General features: G+C 65.5%; 15 protein-coding genes and 1 pseudogene. 5 read left to right on the top strand and 11 right to left on the bottom strand.

Annotated features, from left to right (window positions below; all coding sequences use genetic code 11):
* Nucleotides 1-24 precede the first annotated feature (24 nt).
* Entirely contained in the window at nucleotides 25-1,626 is a 1,602-nt protein-coding gene (locus tag ACPPVV_RS15555) for a hypothetical protein (RefSeq protein ID WP_426700775.1), read from the top strand.
* Between the two features lie 54 nt (nucleotides 1,627-1,680).
* Here the strand turns inward: ACPPVV_RS15555 and ACPPVV_RS15550 are convergent, their stop codons facing one another.
* The 4 genes and pseudogenes from ACPPVV_RS15550 to ACPPVV_RS15535 form a co-directional block, all read right to left on the bottom strand.
* Complete coding sequence (locus tag ACPPVV_RS15550) at nucleotides 1,681-3,345, bottom strand: APC family permease (RefSeq protein ID WP_426700774.1); 1,665 nt, start codon at nucleotides 3,343-3,345, stop codon at nucleotides 1,681-1,683.
* A gap of 280 nt (nucleotides 3,346-3,625) precedes the next feature.
* A pseudogene (locus ACPPVV_RS15545) lies at nucleotides 3,626-3,961 on the bottom strand (L-serine ammonia-lyase, iron-sulfur-dependent, subunit alpha); the annotation flags it as partial.
* A gap of 5 nt (nucleotides 3,962-3,966) precedes the next feature.
* On the bottom strand, nucleotides 3,967-6,801 hold the full coding sequence (locus tag ACPPVV_RS15540; protein ID WP_426700773.1) for a LysM peptidoglycan-binding domain-containing protein: 2,835 nt from the start codon (nucleotides 6,799-6,801) through the stop codon (nucleotides 3,967-3,969).
* A 143-nt stretch (nucleotides 6,802-6,944) separates the two neighbouring features.
* Nucleotides 6,945-8,327, bottom strand: coding sequence for an L-serine ammonia-lyase (locus ACPPVV_RS15535; protein ID WP_426700772.1), 1,383 nt, complete (start codon nucleotides 8,325-8,327; stop codon nucleotides 6,945-6,947).
* Between the two features lie 76 nt (nucleotides 8,328-8,403).
* Between ACPPVV_RS15535 and ACPPVV_RS15530 the strand changes: the two genes are divergently transcribed.
* Together ACPPVV_RS15530 and ACPPVV_RS15525 are read left to right on the top strand one after the other, a co-directional pair.
* Complete coding sequence (locus ACPPVV_RS15530; RefSeq protein ID WP_426700771.1) at nucleotides 8,404-8,667, top strand: glutaredoxin family protein; 264 nt, start codon at nucleotides 8,404-8,406, stop codon at nucleotides 8,665-8,667.
* A gap of 109 nt (nucleotides 8,668-8,776) precedes the next feature.
* A complete protein-coding gene (locus ACPPVV_RS15525; RefSeq protein ID WP_426700770.1) occupies nucleotides 8,777-9,175 on the top strand; it encodes a hypothetical protein in 399 nt (132 codons plus the stop codon).
* A 92-nt stretch (nucleotides 9,176-9,267) separates the two neighbouring features.
* Here ACPPVV_RS15525 and ACPPVV_RS15520 read toward each other — a convergent pair whose 3' ends face one another.
* From ACPPVV_RS15520 to ACPPVV_RS15490, 7 genes are all read right to left on the bottom strand, one after another.
* Nucleotides 9,268-11,199 carry a LysM peptidoglycan-binding domain-containing protein gene (locus ACPPVV_RS15520; protein ID WP_426700769.1) on the bottom strand — a complete coding sequence of 644 codons (1,932 nt, stop codon included), beginning with the start codon at nucleotides 11,197-11,199 and terminating at the stop codon, nucleotides 9,268-9,270.
* Nucleotides 11,200-11,564: 365 nt separating this feature from the next.
* Nucleotides 11,565-14,228, bottom strand: a complete 2,664-nt coding sequence (locus tag ACPPVV_RS15515; RefSeq protein WP_426700768.1) for a TIM-barrel domain-containing protein — start codon at nucleotides 14,226-14,228, stop codon at nucleotides 11,565-11,567.
* A 257-nt stretch (nucleotides 14,229-14,485) separates the two neighbouring features.
* Nucleotides 14,486-15,844: a DUF697 domain-containing protein gene (locus ACPPVV_RS15510; protein WP_426700767.1), complete on the bottom strand. Its 1,359-nt coding sequence runs from the start codon at nucleotides 15,842-15,844 to the stop codon at nucleotides 14,486-14,488.
* An 11-nt stretch (nucleotides 15,845-15,855) separates the two neighbouring features.
* A complete protein-coding gene (locus tag ACPPVV_RS15505) occupies nucleotides 15,856-16,404 on the bottom strand; it encodes a YceI family protein (protein WP_426700766.1) in 549 nt (182 codons plus the stop codon).
* Nucleotides 16,401-16,982 carry a cytochrome b gene (locus tag ACPPVV_RS15500; RefSeq protein ID WP_426700765.1) on the bottom strand — a complete coding sequence of 194 codons (582 nt, stop codon included), beginning with the start codon at nucleotides 16,980-16,982 and terminating at the stop codon, nucleotides 16,401-16,403. Before ACPPVV_RS15500 ends, ACPPVV_RS15505 begins: the two co-directional genes overlap by 4 nt.
* Complete coding sequence (locus ACPPVV_RS15495; RefSeq protein ID WP_426700764.1) at nucleotides 16,979-17,596, bottom strand: YceI family protein; 618 nt, start codon at nucleotides 17,594-17,596, stop codon at nucleotides 16,979-16,981. Before ACPPVV_RS15495 ends, ACPPVV_RS15500 begins: the two co-directional genes overlap by 4 nt.
* Before the next feature lie 109 nt (nucleotides 17,597-17,705).
* Complete coding sequence (locus tag ACPPVV_RS15490) at nucleotides 17,706-19,172, bottom strand: GTPase (RefSeq protein WP_426700763.1); 1,467 nt, start codon at nucleotides 19,170-19,172, stop codon at nucleotides 17,706-17,708.
* A gap of 121 nt (nucleotides 19,173-19,293) precedes the next feature.
* On the opposite strand from ACPPVV_RS15490, the gene ACPPVV_RS15485 reads away from it, so the two are divergent.
* Both ACPPVV_RS15485 and ACPPVV_RS15480 read left to right on the top strand, forming a co-directional pair.
* A complete protein-coding gene (locus ACPPVV_RS15485) occupies nucleotides 19,294-22,899 on the top strand; it encodes an ATP-binding protein (protein WP_426700762.1) in 3,606 nt (1,201 codons plus the stop codon).
* 138 nt (nucleotides 22,900-23,037) lie between these two features.
* Nucleotides 23,038-26,595, top strand: coding sequence for an ATP-binding protein (locus ACPPVV_RS15480; protein ID WP_426700761.1), 3,558 nt, complete (start codon nucleotides 23,038-23,040; stop codon nucleotides 26,593-26,595).

Raw genomic sequence — 26,595 nt, 5'->3', positions numbered from 1 at the left:
CCGAATCGCAGGCGGTATCTTCGCGTGACCATTCCAGGCAATCGACGCTGGCTCGCCGCCGGCGACCTCAATGGCTTCCTCGGCCTGGTGGTGGACAATCTGTCCATCATGGCCTTCCTGGCCGCGGCACTGATCGGCATCTTCGGCTTCCCCGCCGACATCGTGTTCCTGCGCATGTTTCCGGGCACCGCATTCGGCGTGCTGCTGGGTAACCTCGCCTATACCGTGATGGCGCGCCGACTGGCCCGACGCAGCGGGCGCAACGATGTGACCGCGATGCCGCTGGGGCTGGATGCACCGACCAGCATCGGCATGGCTTTGCTGGTGCTCGGCCCCGCGTTCCTCGGCTTCAAGCAGGGCGGCATGGATGAACATGCCGCGGCGATCACTACCTGGCAACTCGGCATGGCGTCGCTGGTGGTAATGGGGGTGCTGAAATTCGTGCTGTCGTTCTTCGGCGCGATGGTGCAACGGCATGTGCCGCGCGCCGGCCTGCTCGGTTCGATCGCCGGCATCGCGCTGGTGCTGATGGGCTTTCTGCCGCTGGTGGAAATTCTCAAGGTACCAGTGGTCGGTTTCGCTGGGCTTGGCGTGGTGTTGTATGCGCTGGTAGCGCGCGGTCGCTTGCCGTTCGGCCTGCCGGGTGTGCTGGTCGCGTTCGTGGTCGGCGTGCTGCTGTACTACGTGCTGGGTCCGCTGGGCTGGCTGGGCAGCGGTTATCACGCGCCGGTCGCGTGGCAGTGGCGCATCGCACTGCCGTGGCCGACCCTGCAATGGGTGGCCGGGCTCAACCCTATCGTGCCGTACCTGCCGCTGATCCTGCCGTTCGGCCTGCTGATGGTGGTGGGTGGTATCAACGTCACGGAGAGTGCGCGTGCGGCCGGCGACGATTATTCGACCCGCGACATCCTGCTGGTGGAAGCGCTGGCCACGCTGGTCGCCGGTTTCTGCGGTGGCGTGGCGCAGACCACGCCGTATATCGGCCAGCCCGCCTACAAGGCCATGGGTGCGCGCAGCGGCTATACGCTGCTTACCGGCATTGTGATCGGAATGGGCGGCATCTTCGGCTATCTGTCGAACCTGATCGAACTGCTGCCTTTGCCGGTGCTGGCGCCGATCCTGGTGTTTGTCGCCATCAGCATCACCGTGCAGTCGTTCGAGGCGACGCCGATGCGTTATGCGGCGGCGGTGGTGTTCAGCTTCTTCCCGGCGATCGCGCGGATGCTCACGATCAAGCTCAGCGACCCGAGCTATGTATCACCCGAGCACTTCGCCCAGCTGTTCAACGACGGCACACATGGTATTTCCGAACTGGCCGTGATCACCGTGCTGGGCAACGGCTTCATCGTCACCTCGATGGTATGGGCCAGCTTCGTGGTGGCCCTGATCGATCAGCGCCCGCTGCGCGCCGCGCTGATCCTGTTGCTGGGCGGGGCGCTCAGCCTATTTGGCGTGATCCATTCGGTGGAGCTTTCCGGCGGCATCTACCTGCCATGGCTGCTCGATGCCCCGATGCGCAGCGTCGTGTGGCAGTTCGCCGGGGCGTATCTGGCGCTGGCGATCGTGCTGGTGCTGTTGTCGCTGGGCGGTGCGCGTCCGCCGGCCAGCCTGCGCGCGGATCACTGAAACAAAAAAACGCGCGGCCATGAGTCGCGCGTTTCTTCGTGACCGGAACGGAACTCAGTGTCCGGTGATGCGCTCGGCAGTCGCCTCGTCCGGCGGTACCAGCGGCGCATTCGGATCCTCGTGGGCTTCCAGTCGTGCCGCTTCCACCGACGGTGTGCGCCAGCCGGATCGCACGCCCCACAGATAGAACAGCAGGCCGATCACCGCGACGATCAGCAGGTCCCAGCCGTACGCCAGGTAGCCCTTGCCGCCGAACGTGGTGCTGCCGGCCCACGACACGATGGCCAGTGAAGGCAGGTAGCAGACCAGCCACCAGGCGCCCTTCATCTGTCGACCGAAGTCATGCCAACCCGCCTTGGCCTGGTAGTAGAAATACACCGGCAGCGCGACCACCATCAGCAGAATGATTTCGCCGGTCAGCGGCCACTTGGCCCAATACAGCAATTCGGTCGACATGATGAAGGCGATGCCGGCGAGTATCGGCAGGCCAGACAGGCGGAACGGACGATGCAGTTCCGGCGCGGTGCGGCGCAGCGTCATCACGCTGACCGGACCGGTGAGGTAGGAAATGATCGTGGCCACCGAGATCACCGCCGCCAGGGAGCCCCAGCCGCGGAAGAAAAACAGGAACAGGAACGACACCGCCAAGTTCACCCACATCGCCGGCCGCGGCACGCCCCACTTCGGATGCACGCGACCGAGGATCTTCGGCAGTGTGCCGTTGCGCTCCATGCCGTAAAGCATCCGCGCCGTGGTGGCCGTATAGGTCATGCCGGTGCCACTGGGGCTGATCACGGCATCGATGAACAACAGCGTGGCCAGCCACTGCAGGCCCAGGATGATCGCCAGGTCGGCAAACGGCGAACTGAAATCGATGCCGTGCCAGCCAGCAGTGGCCAGCATCTCGCGTGGCACCGCGCCGATGTAGGCCACCTGCAGCAATACGTAAACGACCGTGGCCAGCGCGATCGAACAGACGATCGCGAACGGAATGCTCTTGCCCGGATTGCGTGCTTCGCCGGCCAGGTTCACCGGACTCTGGAATCCGTTGAAGCTGAACACGATGCCGGCGATGGCGACTGCAGTGAGGATGGAAGGAAAGTCGGTCTTGTGCAGTTCACCGTGGATACCGACGGAGAAATTCTCCGGGTGAAAGCCGCTGAGTATCAGCAGCACCGCGGTGAGCGCGGGAATGATCAGCTTGAACAGCGTGATCGCGGTGTTCGAACGCGCGAACAGCTTGACGCTCCAGAAGTTGAACAGGAAATACATCACCACCAGCGCGGCGGCGATCAGCAGTCCGTTGGTGCTCAGCTCACCATGGCCTCCCGGCACCTGGTGATAGAGATCCTTCGCCCACTGCCATTTCCACGACGACATGTATTGCGCCGACGCTTCGGCCTCCACCGAAATCACCGAGACGATCGCGATCCAGTTGGCCCACGCCGCGATGAAACCCACCAGCGACCCGTGCGAGTAGTGGCCATAACGCACCATGCCGCCCGATTCGGGAAACATCGCACCGAGTTCGGCATAGGTCAGGGCAATCGTCATGATGATCGCCGCTCCGAGCACCCACGCCCAGATCGCACCGGGGCCGGCGATCTGCGCCGCCCGCCATGCGCCGAACAACCAGCCGGAACCGATGATCGAACCCAGACCGGTAAGCATCAGGGCGAAGGGGCCGACGTCGCGGCGGATGGGGCTGTCTTGGGACATGGAAGCTCCTGCGGAGGGCGTCGAATGCGCCAAAAGAGGTCGATGGTTGCAGAGTTGACCGCTCCGTGTCACCCACCACACGTCACACCTCGGGTGCGATGCCCCGCAGAAGCGACTGTGGGAGCGGCTTCAGCCGCGATGCCTTTCCGGAAACTACAAGCATCGCGGCTGAAGCCGCTCCCACATGAAGGCCGTCAATACTTCCGGTGTCGGTCGTTTTGCGATCCGTGGCGTAATGGTGTTTTCGCGTGGAGCATCGCCCGCGAGAGGATGAGGGCTTTCAGCACTCGATGACGTTGACCGCGAGGCCGCCGCGCGAGGTTTCCTTGTATTTGTCCTTCATGTCGCGGCCGGTGTCGCGCATGGTTTTGATTACCTTGTCGAGCGAGACGCGGTGCTTGCCGTCGCTCTTCAATACCATGCGGCTGGCGTTGATCGCCTTGACCGAGCCCATCGCATTGCGTTCGATGCAGGGGATCTGCATCAGGCCGCCGATCGGATCGCAGGTGAGGCCGAGGTTGTGTTCCATGCCGATCTCGGCGGCGTTCTCGACCTGCATCACGTTGCCGCCAAGGGCGGCGTTGAGGCCGCCGGCGGCCATCGAGCAGGCCACGCCTCCGATCAGTGCGCCGCCAGCCAGTCGGCGGCCTGCTCCAGCGCCTTGGCCTGCTGGTTACTCTGGTCCTTGTCGATCGAGCTGATGCGGAACGCTTTCGCCTGCGTGCGCAAGGCCTCGATCAGCTGGCCGCGGTTCTGCACCTGGGTGACGGCGGGGAAGAAGTTCGGATGCCCGAGCACATAGCTCAGTTCGGCGATACCCGCGCCGGGTTTGCCGCCTTCGTCGGCCGCCTTGAGCACGTTGAAGAGATCCGTGCCGCTCATGCCGGTACGCTTTTGCAGGTCCGGCCAGTCGCCGACGTAGGGATTGCCGCTGTGCTCGCTCTGCAGCAGTTGCGGATAGTCCTTGCCCAGTTCCTGGATCTGCTCCGGCGTCATGCCGGTGGCCTGGAGCTGCTTGAGCTGATCCGGGTCGCTCTTGGCCAGCGCTTCGGCCGTTTCCTCGTCCATGCCTGAAGCCTTCAGGTACTTGGCTTCGTTCTCCTGCATTTCCTTCTTCTCGTGATGGCCTTCGATCAGACTCAGCGCAACCACCGCGATGGTTGCGATGGCGATGCCGATCGGGCCGGCCAGGCCGCCCAGGATCTCCTCGCCGCCGAAGGCGGCCAGCGCCGCGCCGCCTGCGCCGACTGTGGAGAAGATCGCGGTGGGGTAGTCGCCCTTGGAGAACCCGCTCACCGCGCCAGCGGCGAAGTAGGCGACGTTGATGACGCCGATGAACTTCTCGGTCAGCCCAGCGGCGCCGACGCCCCAGCGCTCGAGCACGCCATTCTTGTCCAGCGCCTGGATGGTGGCGGTAAGCGCGGTCTTGCTGGGCGCGAGATCGAGCGCGAAAGCGGCGGTGCCGAGGATGTTCTGCACGCTCGGGTCGTCGATGGTCTTGCCGGTCTGGTTGATCAGCGCGGCGCCGGTGATGCCGAAGGCAAGGCTGCGGAACGCCAGGCCCGCGCCCTTGTCGCTGAACGGCAGTTCCTTCAGCTCCTGCAGCTCCTTCTGCGTGGCGCCGAGCGCGTTGATGCCCTTGCCCTGGATCGCGTCCTCGATCGATTCGCTCTTCAGCGAGGTGAGCACGCTTTCCAGCTTGTTGATGCCCTTGTCGACCTCTTCCTGCGGAATGCCCAGCATCTTCGACGCCGTGCCGCGGAAGTTTTCCAGTGTCTGGCGCGCATTGGCCACGCTGGCCGGATCGTTCGGATTGATGTGGCTCAGCGCCGGCAGCACATTGCCTGCCACGTAAGCCTTGCCGACGGCCTCGACGAAGTCCTTGTTCTTGTGGCCGATCTCCACCCACAGCTTGGCCGCCTCGCCGCCTTCCTTGCCCCCGAATACGCTCGGATCCTGCTCGGCGACGAATTGCACCGCCTGGCGCGTGGTCTCGTCGTCGCCGAACCGCTCGAAGGCGTCGTCGCTGATGCCGAACTGCTTGAGGTTGTCCGGCATGTTTCCGGTCTTCAACGCGACCAGGTCCGCGTCGAGCCGGCGCACGTCGGCGACGATCTTGTCCTTGTCGGCCTTGAGCTGGCCCTGCCAGTCCTTGCCCTTGCCCTTGATGTAGGCCTCGACCAGCTTCTGTCGCTGCTCCTGCGTCGTGCCGGGACCAAGATTCTTGAGCATCTGGTTGAGCTCTTCGGTCTGCTTCGCATACGCCTGCATGTCGTTCTTGAGCGTGAGCTTCTGGTAATTGAGCACGCCGCCCTTGACCGACCCGACCACCTCCATGGCGGCATCGTGCTTGCCGTTGGCCTCCATCTGGCTGGCTACCGCCAGCGCCAGTTTCGGATCCGCACCATCCTGGATGGCCTGGTTCAACGTGTGCTGCAGGGCCATCGGGTTGTCCTGCTGCTGGTTGGCGATGGTGCTGGCGATCTGCTGCTGCACCTGCTCGCCGCCGGGCGTGCCGGCCAGGGCGTTGTAGAGCGTGGCGAGGTTCTTGTAGACGTCCGGATCGGTAGCGGAGGTGACCGCGGCGCCGGTGGTCACCATGATGGACTGCGAGTCCTGTGATCCCCACCACTGCTGGATCACCTTGCTGGCGATCTGCGGCGAGGCCTTGGCGAGATCCGCCAGGTATTTCACGTCGTCGGTGGTCGGCTTGGTGGTGGCCTCATGCGCCGCGTCCTTGATCCACTGCTGCACACGCGGATCGGCCAGCACCTTGTCGATGACCGCCTGCGGCTGGCCGCTGAGGTCGATGCCCTTGAGCTTGTCGGCGGCGCTCCAGTCGCCGGAGTAGCCGGGGATCAGGCTTTCCGCCTTGGCCTGCAACTGGAAGTCGGCGACTGCGCTCTTGACCTCGTTCTGTCCGTTCGCATCGCCCTTGTAGCGCGCCTCGATCTGCGCTCCGTACTGCGCGATCAGCTTGTCTTGCGGCGTACGGTACTGACCGGGCACGCCCTGGTTGGCTTGGGCGACCTGGCCGGCGACCTCGGCCTTCACTGCCTTGTCGAACTCGGCCTTCGCCTGGGACAGGTTCGCGCGGTCGCCGTTGACATCGGCCTTGCCGGCGGGTGACCGCTGGTCGGCGCTCACGGCGTATTGCGCCTGCAGGTATTTGTCGTAAGCCGCGTCGGTTTTCTCCCGCGGCGTCTGCGGCGTGTCCTGGTGCTTCTCCTCGGCCGTCAGCTTCGCGTTCGGTGGCAGCTTCAGTTGCTGCCCAGCGGTCAGCGTCGCATCGAAGTGGATGCCATTGCTGCGCGCCAGTTCCTCCGGCGTCACACCGTGGCTCTTCGCTACGCTCTGCACGGTGTCGTGTGGCTTGGCCGTGTAGGTAGCCGGTGGCGGCGTGTTTTGCGGCAGCTGGGTACTGCTGGCGCCATCGAGGAAAATGCGCATGTTCATGGCTTCTGCTCTGATAATGAGAGAGGGAAACGCATGAATGATGAGCTGTCGCACCCACCGCCAACACTGGGCGTTTCCCTAGGTACGAGCCATCCGCAAGGCGTGCGAAGCCTAGGGAACACCCCAGGTGCAAACCTGGCGCGTCAGCACTCGATGACGTTGACCGCGAGGCCGCCGCGCGAGGTTTCCTTGTATTTGTCCTTCATGTCGCGGCCGGTGTCGCGCATGGTCTTGATCACCTTGTCGAGCGAGACGCGGTGCTTGCCGTCGCTCTTCAATGCCATGCGGCTGGCGTTGATTGCCTTGACCGAGCCCATCGCATTGCGTTCGATGCAGGGGATCTGCACCAGGCCGCCGATCGGGTCGCAGGTGAGGCCGAGGTTGTGTTCCATGCCGATTTCGGCGGCGTTCTCGACCTGCATCACGTTGCCGCCGAGCGCGGCGGTGAGGCCACCGGCGGCCATCGAGCAGGCCACGCCGACTTCGCCCTGGCAGCCGACTTCGGCGCCGGAGATCGAGGCGTTTTCCTTGTACAGGATACCGATGGCGGCGGCGGTGAGCAGGTAGTTGACGATGCCGTCGTCATCCGCTTTCGGACAGAAGCGCAGGTAGTAATGGCCTACCGCGGGCACGATGCCGGCGGCACCGTTGGTGGGCGCGGTGACCACGCGGCCGCCGGCGGCGTTTTCCTCGTTGACGGCGAGTGCGTACAGGTTGACCCAGTCGAGGATGGTCAGCGGATCCTTCAGCGCGGCTTCGGGCTGGTTGCGCAGTTCGTCGGCCATCGCCGGGGCGCGACGGGTGACTTTCAGGCCGCCGGGCAGGACGCCGGGCGAGCGCAGGCCGCGGGCGACGCAGTCCTGCATGGCCTTCCAGATCGTCAGCAGGCCGGCGCGGGTTTCCGCCTCCGGGCGCCACACGCTTTCGTTCGCCATCATCAATTGCGCGATGGTCAGATCGTGCTGCTTGCACAGCGCCAGCATCTGGTCGCCGGTGGTAAAGGCGTACGGCTGCTCGGTGGTGTCGGCGACGATGCGGTCTTCGGCGGCCTCGTCGGTGTTGACCACGAAGCCGCCACCGACCGAGTAGTAGTCGCGCGTGGCCAGTTCGTTGCCGTCGGCGTCGTAGGCGGAAAAGCGCATGCCGTTGGTGTGGAACGGCAGCTTCTGGCGCTTGTTGAAGACCAGGTCGCGCTTCTCTTCGTATTCGATCTCGTGCTTGCCCAGCACGCGCAGGCGGTGCGTGCCGCGGATGCGTTCGAGCGTGGCGGGAATCTGGTCGGGATCGACGGTGTCCGGGTGCTGGCCCTCGAATCCGAGCAGAACCGCCTTGTCGGTGCCGTGGCCGCGGCCGGTCATCGCCAGCGAGCCGTACAGTTCGGCGCGCACGCGGGTGACGCGGTCGAGCACGCCTTTTTCTTCCAGCCAGCGTTCGGCGAAACGCGCGGCCGCGCGCATCGGCCCCACGGTGTGGGAGGACGAAGGTCCGATGCCGATCTTGAAGAGGTCGAATACGCTGACGGCCATGAGTGCGCTGCTGTGATTTGGGTGAACGCGTTATTCTACGCGTGCCCTTCCTGTTTGGCAGTCCGTTCGCCCGCGCATGGCCGACCTCGTCCTCTATCAACGCGATTATTGTCACTTGTGCGATCAGGCCATCGCCGTGCTGGCCGAGGCGCGTGCGCCGGATTTCGACAGCGCGTGGGTGGACGACAGTGCCGAACTGGTGACGCGCTATGGGACTCGCGTGCCGGTGCTGCGCGATGACCGCGATGGCCGCGAACTGGATTGGCCATTCGATGCCGACGCGGTGCGCCGGTTTCTGGACGTCGAGTCGTCGACCACCGGCCATCAGGGAAAACCCTAGCTGAGACAGGTCCAGTGTGCCGCGCATACTGGCCCGGATGCGTCGACGGCGGCTTTCCGTTCCCGGCGCGCCGATATCCAGCCTTCCGTCCTGCCTGTGAGGTTTCGCCATGACCGCCACGCCCGCCCGCAACACCGCCGACACACCGCCGTCAGGCTCGCCCGGTCGCGCGGCGATTCTGGATGTCGCGCGGGTGCCGGCGGAACAGGAGCTGGGGACCCCGGTGCAGTTTGTGGTCAAACAGCTGCAGGTGCTCGATGGCTGGGCGTTCCTGCACGCGCAGATGCAGGGGCCGGGCGGCCAGCCGGTCGATTACCGTGGCACGCCGCACGAGGCTGCCGCCGAACGCGGGCACAAGTCCGACAGATACGCAGCGCTGCTGCGCCAGCAGCACGATGCATGGCAGGTGCTGGCATACAGCCTCGGCTCGACCGATATGGCGTGGGTGGCGTGGGGCGAGGAGTACGGTGCGCCGTCAGCGATCTTTCCTGCACACGACAGTCTTTAAACAAGCCACGCGATCGGATTCTGCTTTACCGCAGTCGGCGACAAAAAGGGCGAACCTCGCGGCTCGCCCTTTCGTCATGCGTGCACGTTCGCTCAGGGCGGCGCGAGGATGTAGGAACCACCGATGCTGGCCGAGTAAGTGTCGTAGTTGATCTGCTGGTTGCTGCGCACTGGATGGTTGTTGGAGCCGATCAGGGTGATGTGACCGTGGCCGTCGTTGCTGGCGACGATCTCGGTATGCGATTCACCGTGGGCGCCATCGCAAACCCACACGTCACCCGGCTTCGCGTTGGCCAGGCTGACCTTGTGCCAGCCGTGGTTCTGCAAGCCCGTGCTCATGCTGTGCACATTGACCCGCTGGGCGAAGGAGAAGCCGCCCGGCAACTTGCCGGACTGTTTCAGCATCGCCGTGACGAAGTTGGCGCAGCTTTCGCTGGTATCGCAGCGCAGCGTCACGCCGGCGTTCTGCAGATCCGACTCGTAACGGCCGAGGTATTTCTTGCCCATCGCTGCGGCGTTGGTGCCTTTGACCGAGCCGGAGCCCCCGACCGGGCTCGTGCTGCCGGCGCCAGGGAGATGAATGACCTGGCCGACGCTGATGCGGTTGAAGTTCGATATCTGCGGATTGGCGTGTTCCAGCACGGCCAGCGACACGCCGTTGTGCGCCGCGATGCCGGACATCGTGTCGCCCGAGCGAACGGTGTAGTTGTGCGTGCTTGGCGCAGGGGCAGGGGCGGGCGCTGGTGCCGGTGCAGAGCCGGCACCCGGAACGTGGACGACTTGTCCGACATGGATCAGGTTGGGGTTGCTGATCTGCGGGTTGGCCTTGCGCAGTGCTGCCAGCGTCATGTGATTTTTCGCGGCGATGCCGGACAGCGTGTCGCCGCTCCTCACGGTGTAGTTGTGCGTGGTGGCCTTGGCCGGTGCCGGCGCCGCGGCAGCCTTGCCGGGGATGTGGATGACCTGGCCTGGATAGATCAAGTTGGGATGGCTGATCTGTGGATTGGCCGCTTGCAACGCGGCCAGCGACACGCCGTTGTGCGAGGCGATCGAGGACAGCGAGTCACCACTCTTCACGGTGTAGTTGTGGCTGACCGGTGCCGGACTGCTACTGCCCGGCAGGTGGATGACCTCACCCGGATAGATCAGGTTGGCGTTGCTGATCTGCGGATTGGCCGCGCGCAACGCCGCCAGCGATATGCCCTGGCGCTGGGCGATGCCGGACAGCGTGTCGCCCGGCTGCACGGTGTAGTTGCCGCCATGCCCACCGGGAGCGGGAGCTGGCGCAGGAGCGGGTGCAGGAGCAGGCGCTGGCGCGCCACCGGGGGCGGAACTGCCGAACAGCTCCGCTTCCTGGTTGCGCCGGTTTACCAGGCCCTGCAGCACCACGCCGCCGGCATGCACGTAGTCATGGAAATCATTTTGCGCGGCGGCGTAGTCACCACGGTTCAGGTCGCTGAGCAGGCCGGAATAGCCGTTCGCACCGAGGTTGTAGGTCAGGCTGACCAGGGCATCGAACTGGTTCTGGTTGATCGGTACATGCACGTTGCTGCGTACCGCGTTCTGCGCCCAGGCAAGATCATCCTTCAGGTATTGCTCGGCCGTGGCCTGGCTGATGTGCTCCCCGGCATGGACGCCGTGGGTGTGGCCGTAGCCGATCGTCCACACGCCACCCGAGTCCTGGTAGGCCTGCAGCCTCAAACCCTCGAAGCCTTCCAGCATGTGCACGCCGTTCTGGCTGATGCTGAAGCCGGATGCTGGCGCGCCTTTGCCCGGTGCCGAGCCGCCCGGTGCCGGCGCCGGTGCGCTGCCGCCATGGCCGCCGGGAATCGTCAGGCGTTCGCCCGGGAAGATCATGTTCGGATTGCTGATCTGCGGATTGGCCGCTTCCAGCGCGGACAGCGACACGCCGAAGCGCTGCGCGATCCCCGAGAGCGAGTCGCCGCTGCGTACGTAATACACCTCCGGTGAGCTGCTGGCCTGGGCGGCGGAGGGCGAAGCGGTGGCGGCACTGACTGCGGACATGGCAAACCTCACAAGTGAAGGAATCGCGTGACGGCCGTACGACGGCGCATGGAGCGATTGCAGCACTGCGTGGCGGCTGCGCCTATTCGGGAGCTTCCCTAGCTGGGGAAAACCCTTGGGGGTATTCGCTGAAGGCGCGCGTTCGACGTATGGACGTCCAATCGCGGCTGAAGTCGCTCCCACAGGGCCGGGGCTCGAATCATCCCTTCGTACTGTGGGAGCGACTTCAGTCGCGATGCTTTTGGTCGGATCGAACGAGAGCATCACGCTTGCCACTCCCCAGAAGTGGCGGTGCAGCTAGCGCGCAACCTTTCTCGCGCGTCTCGCACAGGATCGAACCGCTTATTCGTCGCCCAAGCTTTCGCTCAGCCCTTGTCGATGGCCTTGATCATCCCGGCGAAGTGGGCCTTCACCTGCGTATCGGCATGCGACCGATCGACCTCGGCCGACAGCTTGGCCAGCCGTGTGTTGAACGCCTTCACCAGCACCGGCAGCTGCTCGGGCTGGTAGTCGATCAGGCGGCCGAGCTGCGCTGCCAGCGAAACATCATCCGGCAGCGGGCTTTGCGAATCCCAGTGGTATTTCAGCCATTCGACCGCGGCCCCGACGCGCTTCATGCGGTAACGCAAGCCGGCGATATCGACCGCGTCGTCGGCAAAACGCACGACGACCTTGAGCGGCTGTCCGGCGGACAGGGCAGGCACGCTGATGCGGGCCGTCAAGGTGTCGCCGTCATACTGCCAATAGCCCGTACGCGCATCATCCGACCGCGCATACCGCTTGCCATTGACCACGACGCTTTGCGGCAGCGTCGCGTCGGGCAGTTCGACCGTGAACTGGGTGCCTTGCGGCATGCCCGGATAGCGACCCTGGCGGGGGCCAACGGTCAGCGTGGCGGCATGCGCGTCGCGCTGGCCGTCGATCGCGGTGAAGGCGTATTCGCCGCGGCGATAACCCTCGCTGTTGCCGGCGTCTGTATACAGCCGCGTGTGTGCGTTTCCTCCGGGAAACTGGCGCAGCACGACGGCGCTGTTGTCCATGTCCTGCAGTTTCTTCACCGAGAACGGGTTCATCGGCACCACCGCGCCGGCGCGGACGAATACCGGCACCTCGTCCAGCGTGTAGTCGCGCGTGACAGTCTGCCCGCCGTCGAGCACGTCGCCGCGGTTGCGGTCGTACCAGCGGCCCGGCGGCAGCCAGGTGGCGACGGTCGCCGCGCCGTCCTTCATCGGTTGCGCGACGGGCGCGACGAGAAGATCGTCGCCGAACATGTACTCGTTGTCGGCGTCGTAGGCCTTCGCCTCGTCCGGCCACGCGTAGTAAAGCGGACGCATCAGCGAGATGCCGCTGTCGTAGGCCTCGCGCGAGGCGGTGTAGATATACGGCGCCATGGCGTATCGCAGGTCGATGATCTGGCGCAGTGCAGCGAACACCTCGGGCGGGAATCCCCACGGTTCCTTGCGCAGCGCCGCTTCCTTGGAGGAGTGGGTGCGCAGGATCGGGCTGAAGGCGCCGAACTGCATCCAGCGCACGTAGAGTTCCGGATCGATATGGCGTTCGTTTTCCGGCGTGTCGTCGGCGAACATGTGTCCGCCGATGTCATGGCTCCAGTAGCCATAGAGCACGTTGGATGCCGTGGCCGTGAAGTAGGGCTGGTAGGCGAGCGACTGCCAGGAGATCACCGAGTCGCCGGAAAAGCCGACCTGGTAGCGATGGTTCCCCAGGCCGCCCCAGCGGTGGTAGATCAGCGCGCGCTCCTTGTCGGCCCGTTGCATGTGCGTATAGAACACGTAGTTGAGCCACCAGGTATTGGACAGGCCCGGCAGCGTTTTCGAATCAGGCCACTGCTGCCAGTCCAGCCACCAGAAGTTGATGCCCTCGGCACGCAGCGGATCGAGCACGGTGTCGAACAGGCTGCCCATGAAGCGCTTGTCGGCGGTCTCGATGCCGATCGCCTTGCCGTCGTGCACGTCCATGGCCTTGGCGAAGGCGGGATACTGGGCTTCGCTCGGCGTCACGCCCGAGGCCGGGTGCAAATTCAGCGTCACCTTCAGCTTCTGGCCGTGCAACCACGCCAGGAATTGCGACGGTGCCGGAAACAGGCTGCGATTCCAGGTGTAGCCGGTCCATCCGACCGGTTGCCCGAACGTGTCTTCCTTGGCATAGCGGGAGTCTTCGCTCAGGCCGTCGGTGCGGTGCCAGTCCATGTCGATGACCAGTACGTCCAGCGGGATCCCGTAGCGTTCGAAGTTTTCGACCAAGTCGCGGATTTCGCTGTCCGAGTAGTTCCAGTAGCGCGACCACCAGTAACCGAAGGCGAAACGCGGCGGCATCGGTTCGCGCCCGGCGACGTTGGCGTAGTCGCCCAGGATTTTTTCGTACTGATGGCCATAGCCGAGAAAATAGAGGTCCTGGCAATCCGCACAGCGGCGTTTCTCGACCCAGCGCCACGCGCTGTCGTCGAACAGGAAGCTTTTCGAATCGTCGACCAAGTGCCAACCCTGTTGCGAAAGCAGGCCCTGTCCGAGGTCCAGGTGCTTGCCGCTGCCGAGCTGCACGTCGCCGCGGTACCGGTCCAGCGTTCGCGCCGTGCCTTTGAGATTGCCCGATTCAATCTGTCCGGGATGCCAGTTGAAAGCCGTCTTGAGATCCTTCGAATGAATCGTGAGGTTCTTCTCGCTGAATCGGCCGCTGCCCAATGTGTAGGTAAGGCTCAGCGATGCCGTGTCGATGTGGATTTCGCCATTGCGGGTGGCGGTGGTGAACTTCGGTACCGGTTGGTCGCGGTCGATGAATACCTGCGACGGAGCATCCACGAAGTGTTTGTCGGGCGACCACTCCATCCGGATCATGCGCGGGGTGAGCACGGTGAAGCGCACGTCGCCGCGTTCGACCACGGCGCCGGGATTGGCCTTGCCGTGCATGACAGGTGCCGCGTCGCGCGTCGCCACTGGCAGGGCCGCCACGGGCAGGGCCACGGCCGATGCCATCAGCCAGGCCGCCGCGCGAAAACAGATCGGTGGCTTCATCGGTATTCCTCATCGTCTGGATGGCCAGATGCGGCTGCGATGACGCGTTACACGTCGCCCGCCAGGTCGCCATGGCCAGGTCGAACGCCCGCCACCTGCACGAGGGCAGGAGAAGGGCTGCGAGCGGCAAGGCTAACCCAGGCAAGTGATGCCCGGGATTTATGCACCCAGTTCCTGCCGTTACGGGATTGAAGTGTGCGTGGTGCGACGGCCATTGTGATCGGTCCGTTTGCAAACCGGACCGGCAGGCGCCTGATTCAGGCGCTACGCATCTTCAATCGTCGCAGGATTTCCTCGCGTGCCTCGCGCAGGATCGAATCGCGGTCGAGCGCAGCCACCACCTCGCTGACCGCGCGCTTGGCGCCCTGTTCGCCCCATGACTTGCCGGCGATCAGATAGCGCTCCGCGGCACGGCCGATCAGCACGGTGGCATACCAGCCCAACGCGCCCTGCGCGGCGGCGGTGACCACCACCGACAGGCCTGCGCTCATGCCTTTCAGTGCGGAGGCGACCAGCTGCATGCCCCAGATCGCACCCATCAGCGCGGCGAGCTGGGCCGAGATCACCGCCACCAGCCGGCCGGATTCGGCGCGCGTCAACGGCAGGCCATAGACGCGCGACAGCTGCACCACCATCGCTGCGTCCAGTCCTGCGGCGGCGAGCAGATCGGCGACGGGAATCGGATTCAATGCCACCGCCACGCCCTTGGCGAGGCAGTAGTGGCGGATGAGCTTTGCCGCCACCGCCTGCCGGGTCTGTGCGATGCGCGTGCTGACCTGGTCAGTGAGCCGGCCGGCGTACAAGCCGGCATTGATCGCCGACAGTGTCTTGCCTTCACGGGCGGCGATCGCCAACAGTCGTTCGCGCAGGGCGGCAACATCCGGCGCGCGCAATTGCTCGCGGGTCTGTTCGTGTCCGCGAGCATCCACTTCGACCACGCGTTGCGGTGCTGGCCTTGCAGCCACGGCGAGCACATCCTCGGTCCGGATCAGGCCGGCCACGCGCAGGCGCAGGTGTTGCAGAAGGCTTTCGCGCTCGTCCTGGCCGTAACGGTCGGCCTTGTTCAACGCCAGCAGCAGCGGACGCTGGGTGGCGGCGAGTATCTTCAGCGCATCGAGCTCCTCGCGGGTGAGGTCGCCGTCGCAGACGAAGACCACCAGGTCGCTGACCTCGGCCACCTCGAACGCCAGCCGTTCGCGAGTCTCGCCATCCAGCTCGTTGATGCCGGGCGTATCGATCAGCACCAGGCCGTCGTGCTGTGCTTCGTCGAGTGTCGCGTGCTCGGCGTCGATGGTGGTGCCGTGGAGCACGCCGACGGTGAAGGCCTCGCGCCCGAGCAGTGCATTGCCCAGTGCCGATTTGCCGGTCGACACGCGACCGAACACGGCAACGTGCAGCTCGCCGCGTTCGAGCTTGTCCAGCATGTTCTCGATGCGACTGAAATCGACGGCCAGTTCACTGCGTACCGAAACCGGGATGGTTGGGTCGTCCAGCAGTGCGCGCAGGCTGTCGGCCACCCGCGTCGAATCGTTCGACGGTCGCGGCGCGGGCGTGACGATGGCCGGCGCCGGAGTGATCCAGCGGCGCAGGCGCAGCCACAGCTCGTCACGATTCATCGTGGCGCCGTTTACTTCGGCGCCAGCTGCAGATGCGCAGTGATTTTCACATCGCCACCGATCACCGAGGTGTCGGCGTAGTCACCGGTACCGACGCCGAAATCGAGCCGCTTCACCGTGCCGGCCACGTCCAGCGTGGCGCCGCTGCCTTGTGGCTTGAACGCCACGTCGAGGCTCATCGGTTTGGTTGTGCCGCGCAAGGTCAGATTGCCGTCGGCAATCACCCGCGCGCCGCTCTTGCGGAAACCCGTGGTGACGAAACGGGCTTTCGGGAATTTCGCCACATCGAAGAAGTTGGCGCCGGGCAGCGCCGTGTCGCGATCGTTGTCGCCGGTTTTCGCACTGGCCAGGGTTACTTCCACGTCGAACTTCGAGCTGGCCAGGTTGGCGTTGTCGTAGCTGATCGCGGCCGTCCACTGCCCGAACTGGCCGTCGAACGACTCGCCCTGAAAGGTGGTGCTGAAGCCGAGCTTGCTGGCTGCGGGCTGCACGCTGTAGTCGGTGGCTGCGGCAGCGCAGGGCAGTCCGAGCGCAAGCAGCACGATGGCAAGACGTTTCATGACGGATCTCCTTCGGAAGTCGGGCGCGGGCGTGTACGGCCGAACGGAAGCATCCGGCGCAGCACGTTGTCGTTGTCGAACACATGATGCTTCAGCGCGGCGCCGACGTGCGCCACCAGCACCAGCAGCAGGAACCAGAACAGGTATTCATGCACGGCGTGCGCGAAGTGACGGACATCGTCGTTCTTCGCCGCCAGCGCCGGCAGGTTGAACAGCTTGAACCACTGCAGCGGCTTGCCGGTGACCGAATTGAACCACCAGCCGCTGAGTGGAATCGCCACGATCAGCACGTACAGCAGGCCGTGTACGGCATGCGCACCGAGCTGCTGCCAGCGCGGCATGGGCTCATCGGGCGGGCGGCGGTCATGCCAGCGCCACACGATGCGCAGCAGTACCAGCGCCAGCACGGTCAGGCCGATCGACTTGTGCAGCGCGAGCCAGTTGATCTTCTGCATCGGCGAATGGGCCAGATCCATCAGCAGGCCGAACGTGCCGTTGCCGAGAATCGCCAGCGCGATGATCCAATGGAACAGCTTTGCCACCGAACCCCACTGGCGATCGTTGCTGCGCAGACTCATGGTTGCTCCTTCGAGGTTGTCGGGGCGTGGTCGTCACGAACCGCTTCCAACTCCAGCCACACGCTGACCTGCCCGCCGATCGAGCCGGGGTTGGCGGTGATGCCGAAGCTGCTTCGATCCAGCGTGGCGGTGGCCGAGAAGCCGGCCACCTTGTGCAGTTCGTACATGGTCTTGGCGGCGCGGTTGAAGGTAAATGGAAGGTCCAGCGGACGGGTGATGCCGTGCAGGGTCAGCTGGCCGTGCAGTACGCCGTGGTGGTCATCCGTGCGTTCGACGCGGGTGCTGGCGAAATGGGCGTAGCGATCGCCCGCGCAATCGAGCAAAGCCGGTTTGCATACAGCCGCATTCCAGCCGGCGTCGCCCATGTCCACGCCAGCCAGGTCGATATCCAGCTCGGTTGCTGCGTTGCTCCAGTCATCCGGATCGAAACGCAGCCAACCGCGCGCGATATGCAGCCGTCCAAACGGGCGCGAGTAGCCGTTGTGGCTGATGCTGAAGAGGATCTGGCTGTGCACGGTGTCGTAGCGCCAGCCGTCCGCCGCGGCATGCACCGCCAGCGGCAGGAGGGTTGCCGCGAGACACCACAGCCAGCGGATGAGGTAGGGGCGAAACATGGGGGGAAGTCTGGCCGATTGATCGCGGGGCTGCCAGCGTCGCTGTCTGAACGATGGGTTTCGGTGAGCGATCCAATCATCGTGCGAGGAGATCGCCACCGGGAAACCATCAATCGGCGCTGTCGCGCTCGCGTACCGCATCGAGCGTCAGCGTGGCCAGTTGCCGCAAGCGCGTGCCGCCCGCGTCGGTGAGCAGTTCCTTCAGACGGGCACCGGCGTCGTCCTGATCCAGGGTTTGCCTTTCGGCCAGCGATGCAGCGAGGGCGCGGCCCATCGAGTCGAAGATCAGCGCGTAGGCAAACGCGTGGAGCACACCGCCGCCGAGCGTGCCCAGGCCGGGAAAGGCTTTCAGGGCATTGCCGGCGACGGCCAGCACGATCGAACTGCCGGTGCGCAGGGTGAGTTTTGCCTGCTGCACGAAATCCTCGATCTGCACATCGCTGACTTTCACGCCGTACAACTCGGCCAGCGCGCGGGTGAGGCCGGTGGCGAGCACGCCCTGGATCACCAGGTCGCTGCCCGGTGCCACCGCGGCCATGGCGCCGACGATCGCGCGGCGCGCGTACTTGCGCACGATGCGTTCGGCTTCCTCGGCACGCGTTTGCGTTTCCAGCGTGCCGGTGCGCTGATGCAGGCCGGCCAGCACCGCGTTCTCGCGCTGGCTTTCCAGCCCCGCGGCGCCGGGCGCGGTGATGCGATCCAGCGCCTGCAGCAGGGGCGCGATCGCGGCCTTTCGCTGGCGTTCGATCGACTCGGTGCTGCCGTCGGCGAGCTGGCGTTGATAGCGTTCGCTGCCGCCAGCGCTGATCGCCAGCACGGCATGGACGACATCGCGCGATTGCCGGCGCAGTCGCGAGAGCAACTGCTCGAGTTCCGGCGGCGTCCACTGGTCGGCCTTGTTCAGCACCAGCAGCAGCGGCTTGCCGAAGTCGGCCAGCCAGCGCAATTCCTCGGCCTGGGTACGACTGAGGTCGCCAGCGCACAGATAGATGACGGCATGCGCGCGCAGGGCTTCATCGCGCGCCAGCGTTTCATGCGTTTCGCCGCCGGCCTCGCGACTGCCGGGTACGTCGGCCAGCACCACAGTGCGGCCGTCGGGCAGCGCGCCGTCGTAGTGAGCGACCTCACGGGTAGTGCCGCCGCGCGCGTCGCTGGCGATGTGGGAGTGCGGAGCCAGTGCGCGGATCAGGCTGGATTTGCCGGTGGAGATTTCTCCGAACAGGGCAACGTAGATGCGCGTGCTCGCACGACGTCGATCGAGCTCGCCCAATTCGCCGGCCAGTGCACCGGTGTCGGCGCCGCGTTCGCGCAATCGGCCGATGCGTTGTTCGAGGCTGTCGCGATCGGGTACCGGCATCGGCCGGCGTTTGCGCCGGGGACGCAGCAGCCACCGCAGCACGCTCAGACCCGCCGCGGCAAAGACCAGCAGCACGCCGCCCAGCGTCCATTGCAGCCAGGCCGGCAAGGCCAGAAAGCGCTGCGCCAATGCCAGCGCGCGTTCGGCGGCAGCGAACAGCAGCCATAGCAAGGCAGCTACGGCCAGGGCGGCAAACAGCAGGCGCAGGCGTCGGGACATGCGGACATTCTAGACGAGTCGTTCCACCGGGCATGGCCGTGCATGCAGCCGGACTGCAGGGCGTGTTTTGGCATGTCGCGATGCCGGTGGCATGATGGGGAAAGGGCAGAGGGGATCGGGGATGCTCGCGTCGTTCGTGTTGAATATGGTTTTGGCGGTCACTTCATCCAGGGTCATGATGGGTGGTGCTGCGCCGTTCGGCGCCATGGTGGATGCATCGGTCATCACTGCCACGACGGCGTCGACTCCGCAGTTTCGTCGATTCGGGATTGCCGATGGCCTGCCGGGCGGGCCGGTCTATGCCGTGGCGCAGGACAAGAACGGGCTGATGTGGTTCGGTTCGGCCGGTGGCCTGATTCGCTACGACGGCATCGATTTCAAGGTTTTCCGGCATAGCGTGGATGACCCGCACTCGTTGCCGTTCAATACGGTCTATGCCTTGCTGGTGGATCGCGACAACCGTCTATGGGCCGGGGGCATCACGGGCGGATTGATCGCCTACGACCAGGTCGACGGCAGCTTTCGCCAGTGGCAGCACGATGACGGCAAGCCGGGCAGTCTCGCCAGCAATGAAGTCTGGAGCATCGCCCAAACCGCCGACGGCGCGTTGTGGGTAGCGACCCAGGGCGGGCTGGATCGCCTGCGTCCGGATGGAACGGGCTTCGATCACGTGCCACTGGATCTGGCCGGCACGCCTGGCGCTTCGTTTGGTCCGATCCGGGCCTTGCTGGCGGAGTCCGATGGACGGCTATGGATCGGAGCGGAGAGCGGGCTGTATCTGCGCCAGTCCGACGGCACGCTGCAGCGCGTGCCGGTGGATCCCTCGTATCACGGCGACCTGCACAAGATATGGGGCATCGAAGGTGGCAATGACGAGGTCCGCGTCGCCGTCGACGGCGGATTGCTGATCATCGGGCGCGACGGCGTGGCGCGACCATTGATGGAGCCATCGCTGTCGTCGTCACGCGTCCTCAGCAGCGCGCGCGACCAGCAGGGCCGCCTGTGGATCGGAAGGGCCGACGGCCTCTTGCTGGATGGTGGTGACGGGCAGTTGCTGTCGATCAAGGGACATCCGCTGTTACCCGGCGGCCTGCCTGCCAGCAAGACCTGGCGCACCGCGATCGACCGGGAGGGCGGCCTCTGGATCACGTTCGAGGAGTCCTGCATTGCCTACCTGCCGCCGGGTTGGGATGGCTTCATGCGGTTTACCCATGTGCCGGACGATCCCGGCAGCCTGTCGAATATCTCGGCGGCGACCCTGCGGCTCAGCCACGACGGCAAGCTGTGGGTGGGTGGCGACGATGGCTGGATCGACAAGCTGGACGTGGCGACCGGACGTGTCGAGCATGCGGTGAAGGGCATCCGCGGTCAGGTGATGGAGCTGGCCGAGGACACCCGCGATCGATTGTGGATTGCCGTTCCGGGCGGCCTGCAATTATTCGATCACGGCAAGCTCCGATCGATCGACATCGAACCCGCGGGGTTGACCCGGCCCGTGCTGTTGGCTGCCGCCAACGACGGCAAGGTCTATGTCGCGTCCTGGGGCGAAGGGATATTCGCCATCGATCCGGACAGTCTGGCGATCACGCGCGTGCCGATGGAGGGTGCGGAGGGAGATGGCAGCCGGTTGCTTCCCTCCCAACTGAGTTTCCATGCGGGCGCGCTCTGGTATGCCAGCGCCGCCGGCCTGATGCGGCTGGACGACCGGACCGGCCGGCTTGCCTCCGTGCCGGGCGTGCCTGCGCACGACATCCGCACGTTCGACTTCGATGACGACGGCTTCTGGCTGGTCTCCGATCAACTGCTGGAACACTACCGTTATGCCGATGGCCGGGCGGTACGCGACGATGTCGTCGACACGGGCCGTGCCAAGCTGGCTTCCGACCTGATGGCCTTGCGCGTCGACCACCAGGGCGGGTTGTGGCTGTTCGCCAATCCGGGGCTGTGGCGTTTCGACAAATCCACCCATCGTTTCACTTCGTTCGGACCCGAGCAGGGTCTTTTCAATGCCGAGTTCGGTGCCGGCGTGACCGAGATGGCACCGGATGGAATGATCTTTGCGCCGGACAGCGGTGGCGTGGCCGCTTTTCAACCGGCGCGCCTCGCGCAATGGGGCCATGACCATCCCGTGCCGCCCGTGCCACCGGTGACCCTGACCAGCCTCGGCATACGCCGGGATGGTTCCACTCAAGCCCTGGCGCTGGACCACCGGACCGTGCAGCTCGGTTGGCGTGACCGCGACCTCAAGGTGACCGCCCGACTGGCTTCCTACGTTAATCCGGTGAGCAACCGCTATCGCTATCGCCTCAGCGGATTCGACAGCGACTGGGTCGATGTCGGCAGCCGCGGCGAGCGTGAGTTCGCCGGACTCGGTGCCGGCGATTACACCCTGAACGCGATGGGCGCCACCGCCGCGGGCCAGTGGCGGGCGTTGGCCCGGCCATTGCGCATCCATGTCGAAGCGCCGCCATGGATGCGCTGGTGGGCGTGGGTGGTCTATGTGCTGCTGCTGGTCATCGTGGCTGGTCTGCTCCTGCACAATTGGCGCAGGCGCCTGGCGCAACGTCATCACATGCAGATGGTCGAGCAGCAGCGGCAGATGGCCGAGGCGGCGAGTGCGGCCAAGACCCAGTTCCTGGCCACGCTGAGCCACGAGATCCGCACCCCGATGACCGGCGTGATGGGCATGGCCGAATTGCTGCTGAGCACGCCGCTCAACCCGCTGCAGCACGACTACACCCAGGCGATGCAACGTTCCGGCGGCATGCTGCTGAAGCTGCTCAACGATGCGCTGGACCTGGCCCGCATCGAGGCCGGCCGGCTGGAGCTGGAACCGTCGCCGTTCGATCCGCGCCAGCTGCTGGACGACGTGGCGCAACTGGAGCAGGGCCTGGCGCACACGAGGGGCATCCGCTTCGTGCTGGAGGTGGCCGACGACCTGCCGGCGCAGCTGGTCGGCGATGCGCTGCGGATCAAGCAGGTGCTGTTGAATCTAGCCAACAACGCACTGAAATTCACCGAGCACGGCCACGTCACCCTGCGCGCGCAGCGCACGGCGGAGGGCCTTTTGCTGAGCGTCAGCGATACCGGCCCGGGCATTCCCGAGGCGAGCCAGGCGCGTTTGTTCCAGCGTTTCGAGCAGGAAGACGGACCGCAGCGCCGTGCCGGCAGTGGCCTGGGGTTGGCGATCTGCCGCGAGCTGGTCGACATGATGGGAGGCAGCATCGAGCTGGAATCGCGTCTGGGCCATGGCAGCACGTTCCGGGTACGCCTGCCGCTGGTCGAACCGTCCAACGCGGAGCCGCTGCCACAGGCGACTGTCGCCACCGGCCAGATCCATCGGCTGTTGTTGGTGGAGGACGACACCATCGTCGCGGCGGTGATCCGTGGCCTGCTGGAGCGCGAAGGCCACGTGGTGGTGCACGTCGTCAACGGACTGGCTGCTCTGGCTGAACTGGCGCATGCGAGTTTCGATGCGGTGCTGCTGGACCTGGATCTGCCCGGGGTCGACGGTTTCCAGATCGCCCGGCTGATCCGCCAGCGCGAACACGCCGGCCAGCATCTGCCGATCGTGGCGGTGACCGCGCGCTCGGGCGGCCAGGACGAAGCGCGCGCCCGTGCGGCGGGCATGGACGGATTCCTGCGCAAGCCGCTCAGCGGTGAGCAACTGGTCAATGCATTGACGCGGATCGTGGCCACGGCATCGAAAGCAGGCGATTCCGGCTAGCGACAGGCGAGGGCCTACCTCGCAAAGTTCGTCCCGGTGGCCGGGATTGCCGCGGAACGGAGCGGGCACCGACCCCCGCGCCGTCGCTTCGTGTACGGTACGCCATGGAGGGGGGCGAAAATCCGGGAGCACGTGTTGATGTTTTCAGTCTGGCTGGGTCTGGCCCTGGGTCTGGTCGCGCCTGCATCGGTTACGCCGCCGACTGCGCCGTCATCGGCGAGCACGGCCGCTCCACGCAGCCGATCGCCTACTCCGCAATTCCGCCGCTACGGCGCGGCGGAGGGCTTGCCCAGCAGCATCGTCTATGCGGTAGCGCAGGATCGACAGGGCGCGATGTGGTTCGGCACCGCGGGTGGAATCGCCCGTTACGATGGTGTCGATTTCAAGGTTTTTCGCCATATCGCAGACGATGCCCACTCGCTTCATGAAAACGGCATCGCCTCGCTGTTGTTCGATCGCGACGGGCGGCTGTGGGCCGGCGGGCTGGAAGCGGGCCTGAATCGCTATGACGCGACGACCGGCGCGTTCGAGCACTGGGGGCACGACCCGCGGGATCCGGCCAGCCTGGCCAGCGACAAGGTCTGGACGATCGCGCAAAGCGCCGACGGCAGCCTGTGGGTCGGCACGGTTCGCGGACTCGACCGCATGCGTGCCGACGGCCGCGGTTTCGAGCACGTACGCAACGAACTGCTGGGCGATGATCCGGTGGCCTATGGGCTGGTGGCCGCCCTCTATGTCGACGATCGGCAGCAGCTGTGGATCGGCAGCAATATCGGCTTGTTCCGGCGTGATGCTGCCGGCCGCACGCATCGGATAACCCGACGCGATAGCGCCGTGCCCATCGATGCCTGGCATATCGACGGCGACGGCAGCGAAGTGCGCATCGCCACCGCGGATGGCTTGTTGCAGGTCGGTGATGATGACGTGGCGCGGCCGATGTCCGCCGGGCTATCGCAAGGCAACACCTTCAGCAGCGTGCGCGACACTGCCGGCCATCTCTGGGTGGGCACCCAGCATGGCCTGTTCCTGCAGGATCCGGGTGCGCCGGCGCTGAAAGTCACCGACCAGCCCGTGTTGCATGGCGACCTGCCGGGTACCTGGGTGTGGTCGATCCTGGCCGATCACGAAGGTGGACTCTGGGTGACCCTGCTGGACGGTGGCGTGGCCTATCTGGCGCCCGGCTGGGATGACACCAGCCGGTTCACCCATATCCCGGATGATCCCGCCAGCCTGCGCGATTCCGTCGTGACGGCGATGGCGCGCGGCCATGATGGGCGGGTCTGGGTCGGTGAGCGTGCCGGCCGGATCGACAAGCTCGACCCGGTCAGCGGCAAGGTCGAGCACGTGCTGTCCGGCCTCGGTGGCGATGTACTGGGAATGACCCAGGATGCGCGGGAGCGATTGTGGATCACCGTACGCGGCGCGCTCTATCGCTACACCGTCGGCGGCAAGCCGGAACGGATCGATCCGGACAGCCGCTGGCTGCAACATCCATTGGAAGTGGAATCGGGGCCCGACGGAAGGATGTACGTGCGTACGTTCGGCGAGGGCCTTTTCCGCATCGACCAGGACACACTTGCGGTCACCCGGGTGCCCATGGACCAGTCCAACCAGCGAGTGTTCTGGGGCAGCCAGCTCACGCTGCATGATGGTGTCTTCTGGTATGCCAGCGATGGCGGCATGCTGCGGCTTGATCCGCACCAGGACCGGTTCAGCGCGATCCCGGGCGTGTCCGGCGATCGTGCGGTGAACGCTTTCGATTTCAGTCCCGATGGCCTGTGGCTGGCGTGCCCCGATGGCCTGGAGCATTACCACTACCAGGGCGATGGACTGGTGCTCGACCGCTCGGTCGGTGCCGCCCAGGGCTGGCCATCCATCAACGTGGTCGACGTCCACGTCGATGCGTTGGAGCGGGTATGGCTGCTGGGTCGTGATGGCCTGTGGCGTTTCGACCCGCAGGACGGGCGGTTCCATTCGTTCGGATTGCAGAACGGCCTGGCCAATGGCGAATTTTCCCGCGGCTATGCGCTGATGCCCGACGGCAACCTCTACGCGCCGACACTCGGTGGCGTGGTGGGCTTCAACCCCGATCGGGTTCGCGATCGGGACAGCGTGTCGCCACTGGCGATCACCCAGGTCGGCGTGCGTCGCAACGGCAAGGTTCAGATGATGCCGCAAGGACGAAAAGTGCTGCGGTTTGGCTGGAAGGATCGCGGTATCAACGTCGCTGTGCGGCTGTTCTCCTACATCGATCCCGCCGCCAATCACTATCGCTTTCGCCTGCACGGCTTCGACAGCAACTGGGTGGACACCGGTAATCACGGTGAACGCGAATTCACCGGACTGGGCGCCGGCAGCTACACACTGGACGTCATGGCTGCCGGTGCGAATGGCCGATGGGTTCACCTGCAGGCGCCGCTGGCGGTTCAGGTGCAGGCACCGCCGTGGCGGCGCTGGTGGGCGTGGCTGATCTATGCGTTGCTGGTATTGGTCGCGGCGTGGCTCGGCTTGCGCATCTGGCGCCGCCGGCTGGCGCGGCATCACCACGTGGAAATGGTCGAGCAGCAGCGGCAGATGGCCGAGGCGGCGAGCGCGGCCAAGACCCAGTTCCTGGCTACGCTGAGCCACGAGATCCGCACCCCGATGACCGGTGTGATGGGCATGGCCGAACTGCTGCTGAGCACGCCGCTGAACCCGCTACAGCACGACTACACCCAGGCGATGCAACGCTCCGGCGGCATGCTGCTGAAACTGCTCAACGACGCGCTGGACCTGGCCCGCATCGAGGCCGGCCGGCTGGAGCTGGAACCGTCGCCGTTCGATCCGCGCCAGCTGCTGGACGACGTGGCGCAACTGGAGCAGGGCCTGGCGCATGCGAGGGGCATCCGCTTCGTGCTGGAGATGGCCGACGACCTGCCGGCGCAGCTGGTCGGCGATGCGCTGCGGATCAAGCAGGTGCTGTTGAACCTGGCCAACAACGCGCTGAAATTCACTGAGCACGGCCACGTCACCCTGCGCGCGCAGCGCACGGCGGAGGGCCTTTTGCTGAGCGTCAGCGATACCGGCCCGGGCATTCCCGAGGCAAGCCAGGCGCGTTTGTTCCAGCGTTTCGAGCAGGAAGACGGACCGCAGCGCCGTGCCGGCAGCGGACTGGGGTTGGCGATCTGCCGCGAGCTGGTCGACATGATGGGCGGCAGCATCGAGCTGGAATCGCGTATGGGCCATGGGAGCACGTTCCGGGTACGCCTGCCATTGGCCGAACCGGCCGGTTTATCGTTGCCGGCGCCGGAGGTACTCGACCGCAGCTATCGATTGTTGCTGGTGGAGGACGACACCATCGTCGCGGCGGTGATCCGCGGGCTGCTGGAGCGCGAGGGACACATCGTGGTGCATGTGACCAACGGTCTCGCCGCGCTGGCCGAACTGGCGCACGCGGGTTGCGATGCGATGCTGCTGGACCTGGACCTGCCCGGGGTCGACGGTTTCCAGATCGCCCGGCTGATCCGCCAGCGCGAACACGCTGGCCAGCATCTGCCGATCGTGGCGGTGACCGCGCGCACGGGCGGCCAGGACGAAGCGCGTGCCCGTGCGGCGGGCATGGACGGATTCCTGCGCAAGCCGCTCAGCGGCGAGCAGCTGACCAGCGCATTGGCGCAAATCATGAACACCGCGGCGTCGCAGGCCGAACCGGCCTGA

Source organism: Rhodanobacter sp. Col0626 (assembly GCF_049994385.1).
Taxonomy (GTDB): Bacteria; Pseudomonadota; Gammaproteobacteria; order Xanthomonadales; family Rhodanobacteraceae; genus Rhodanobacter.
Note: the sequence above shows the minus strand (reverse complement) of the source record. Positions and strands in the feature narration are given on the sequence as shown.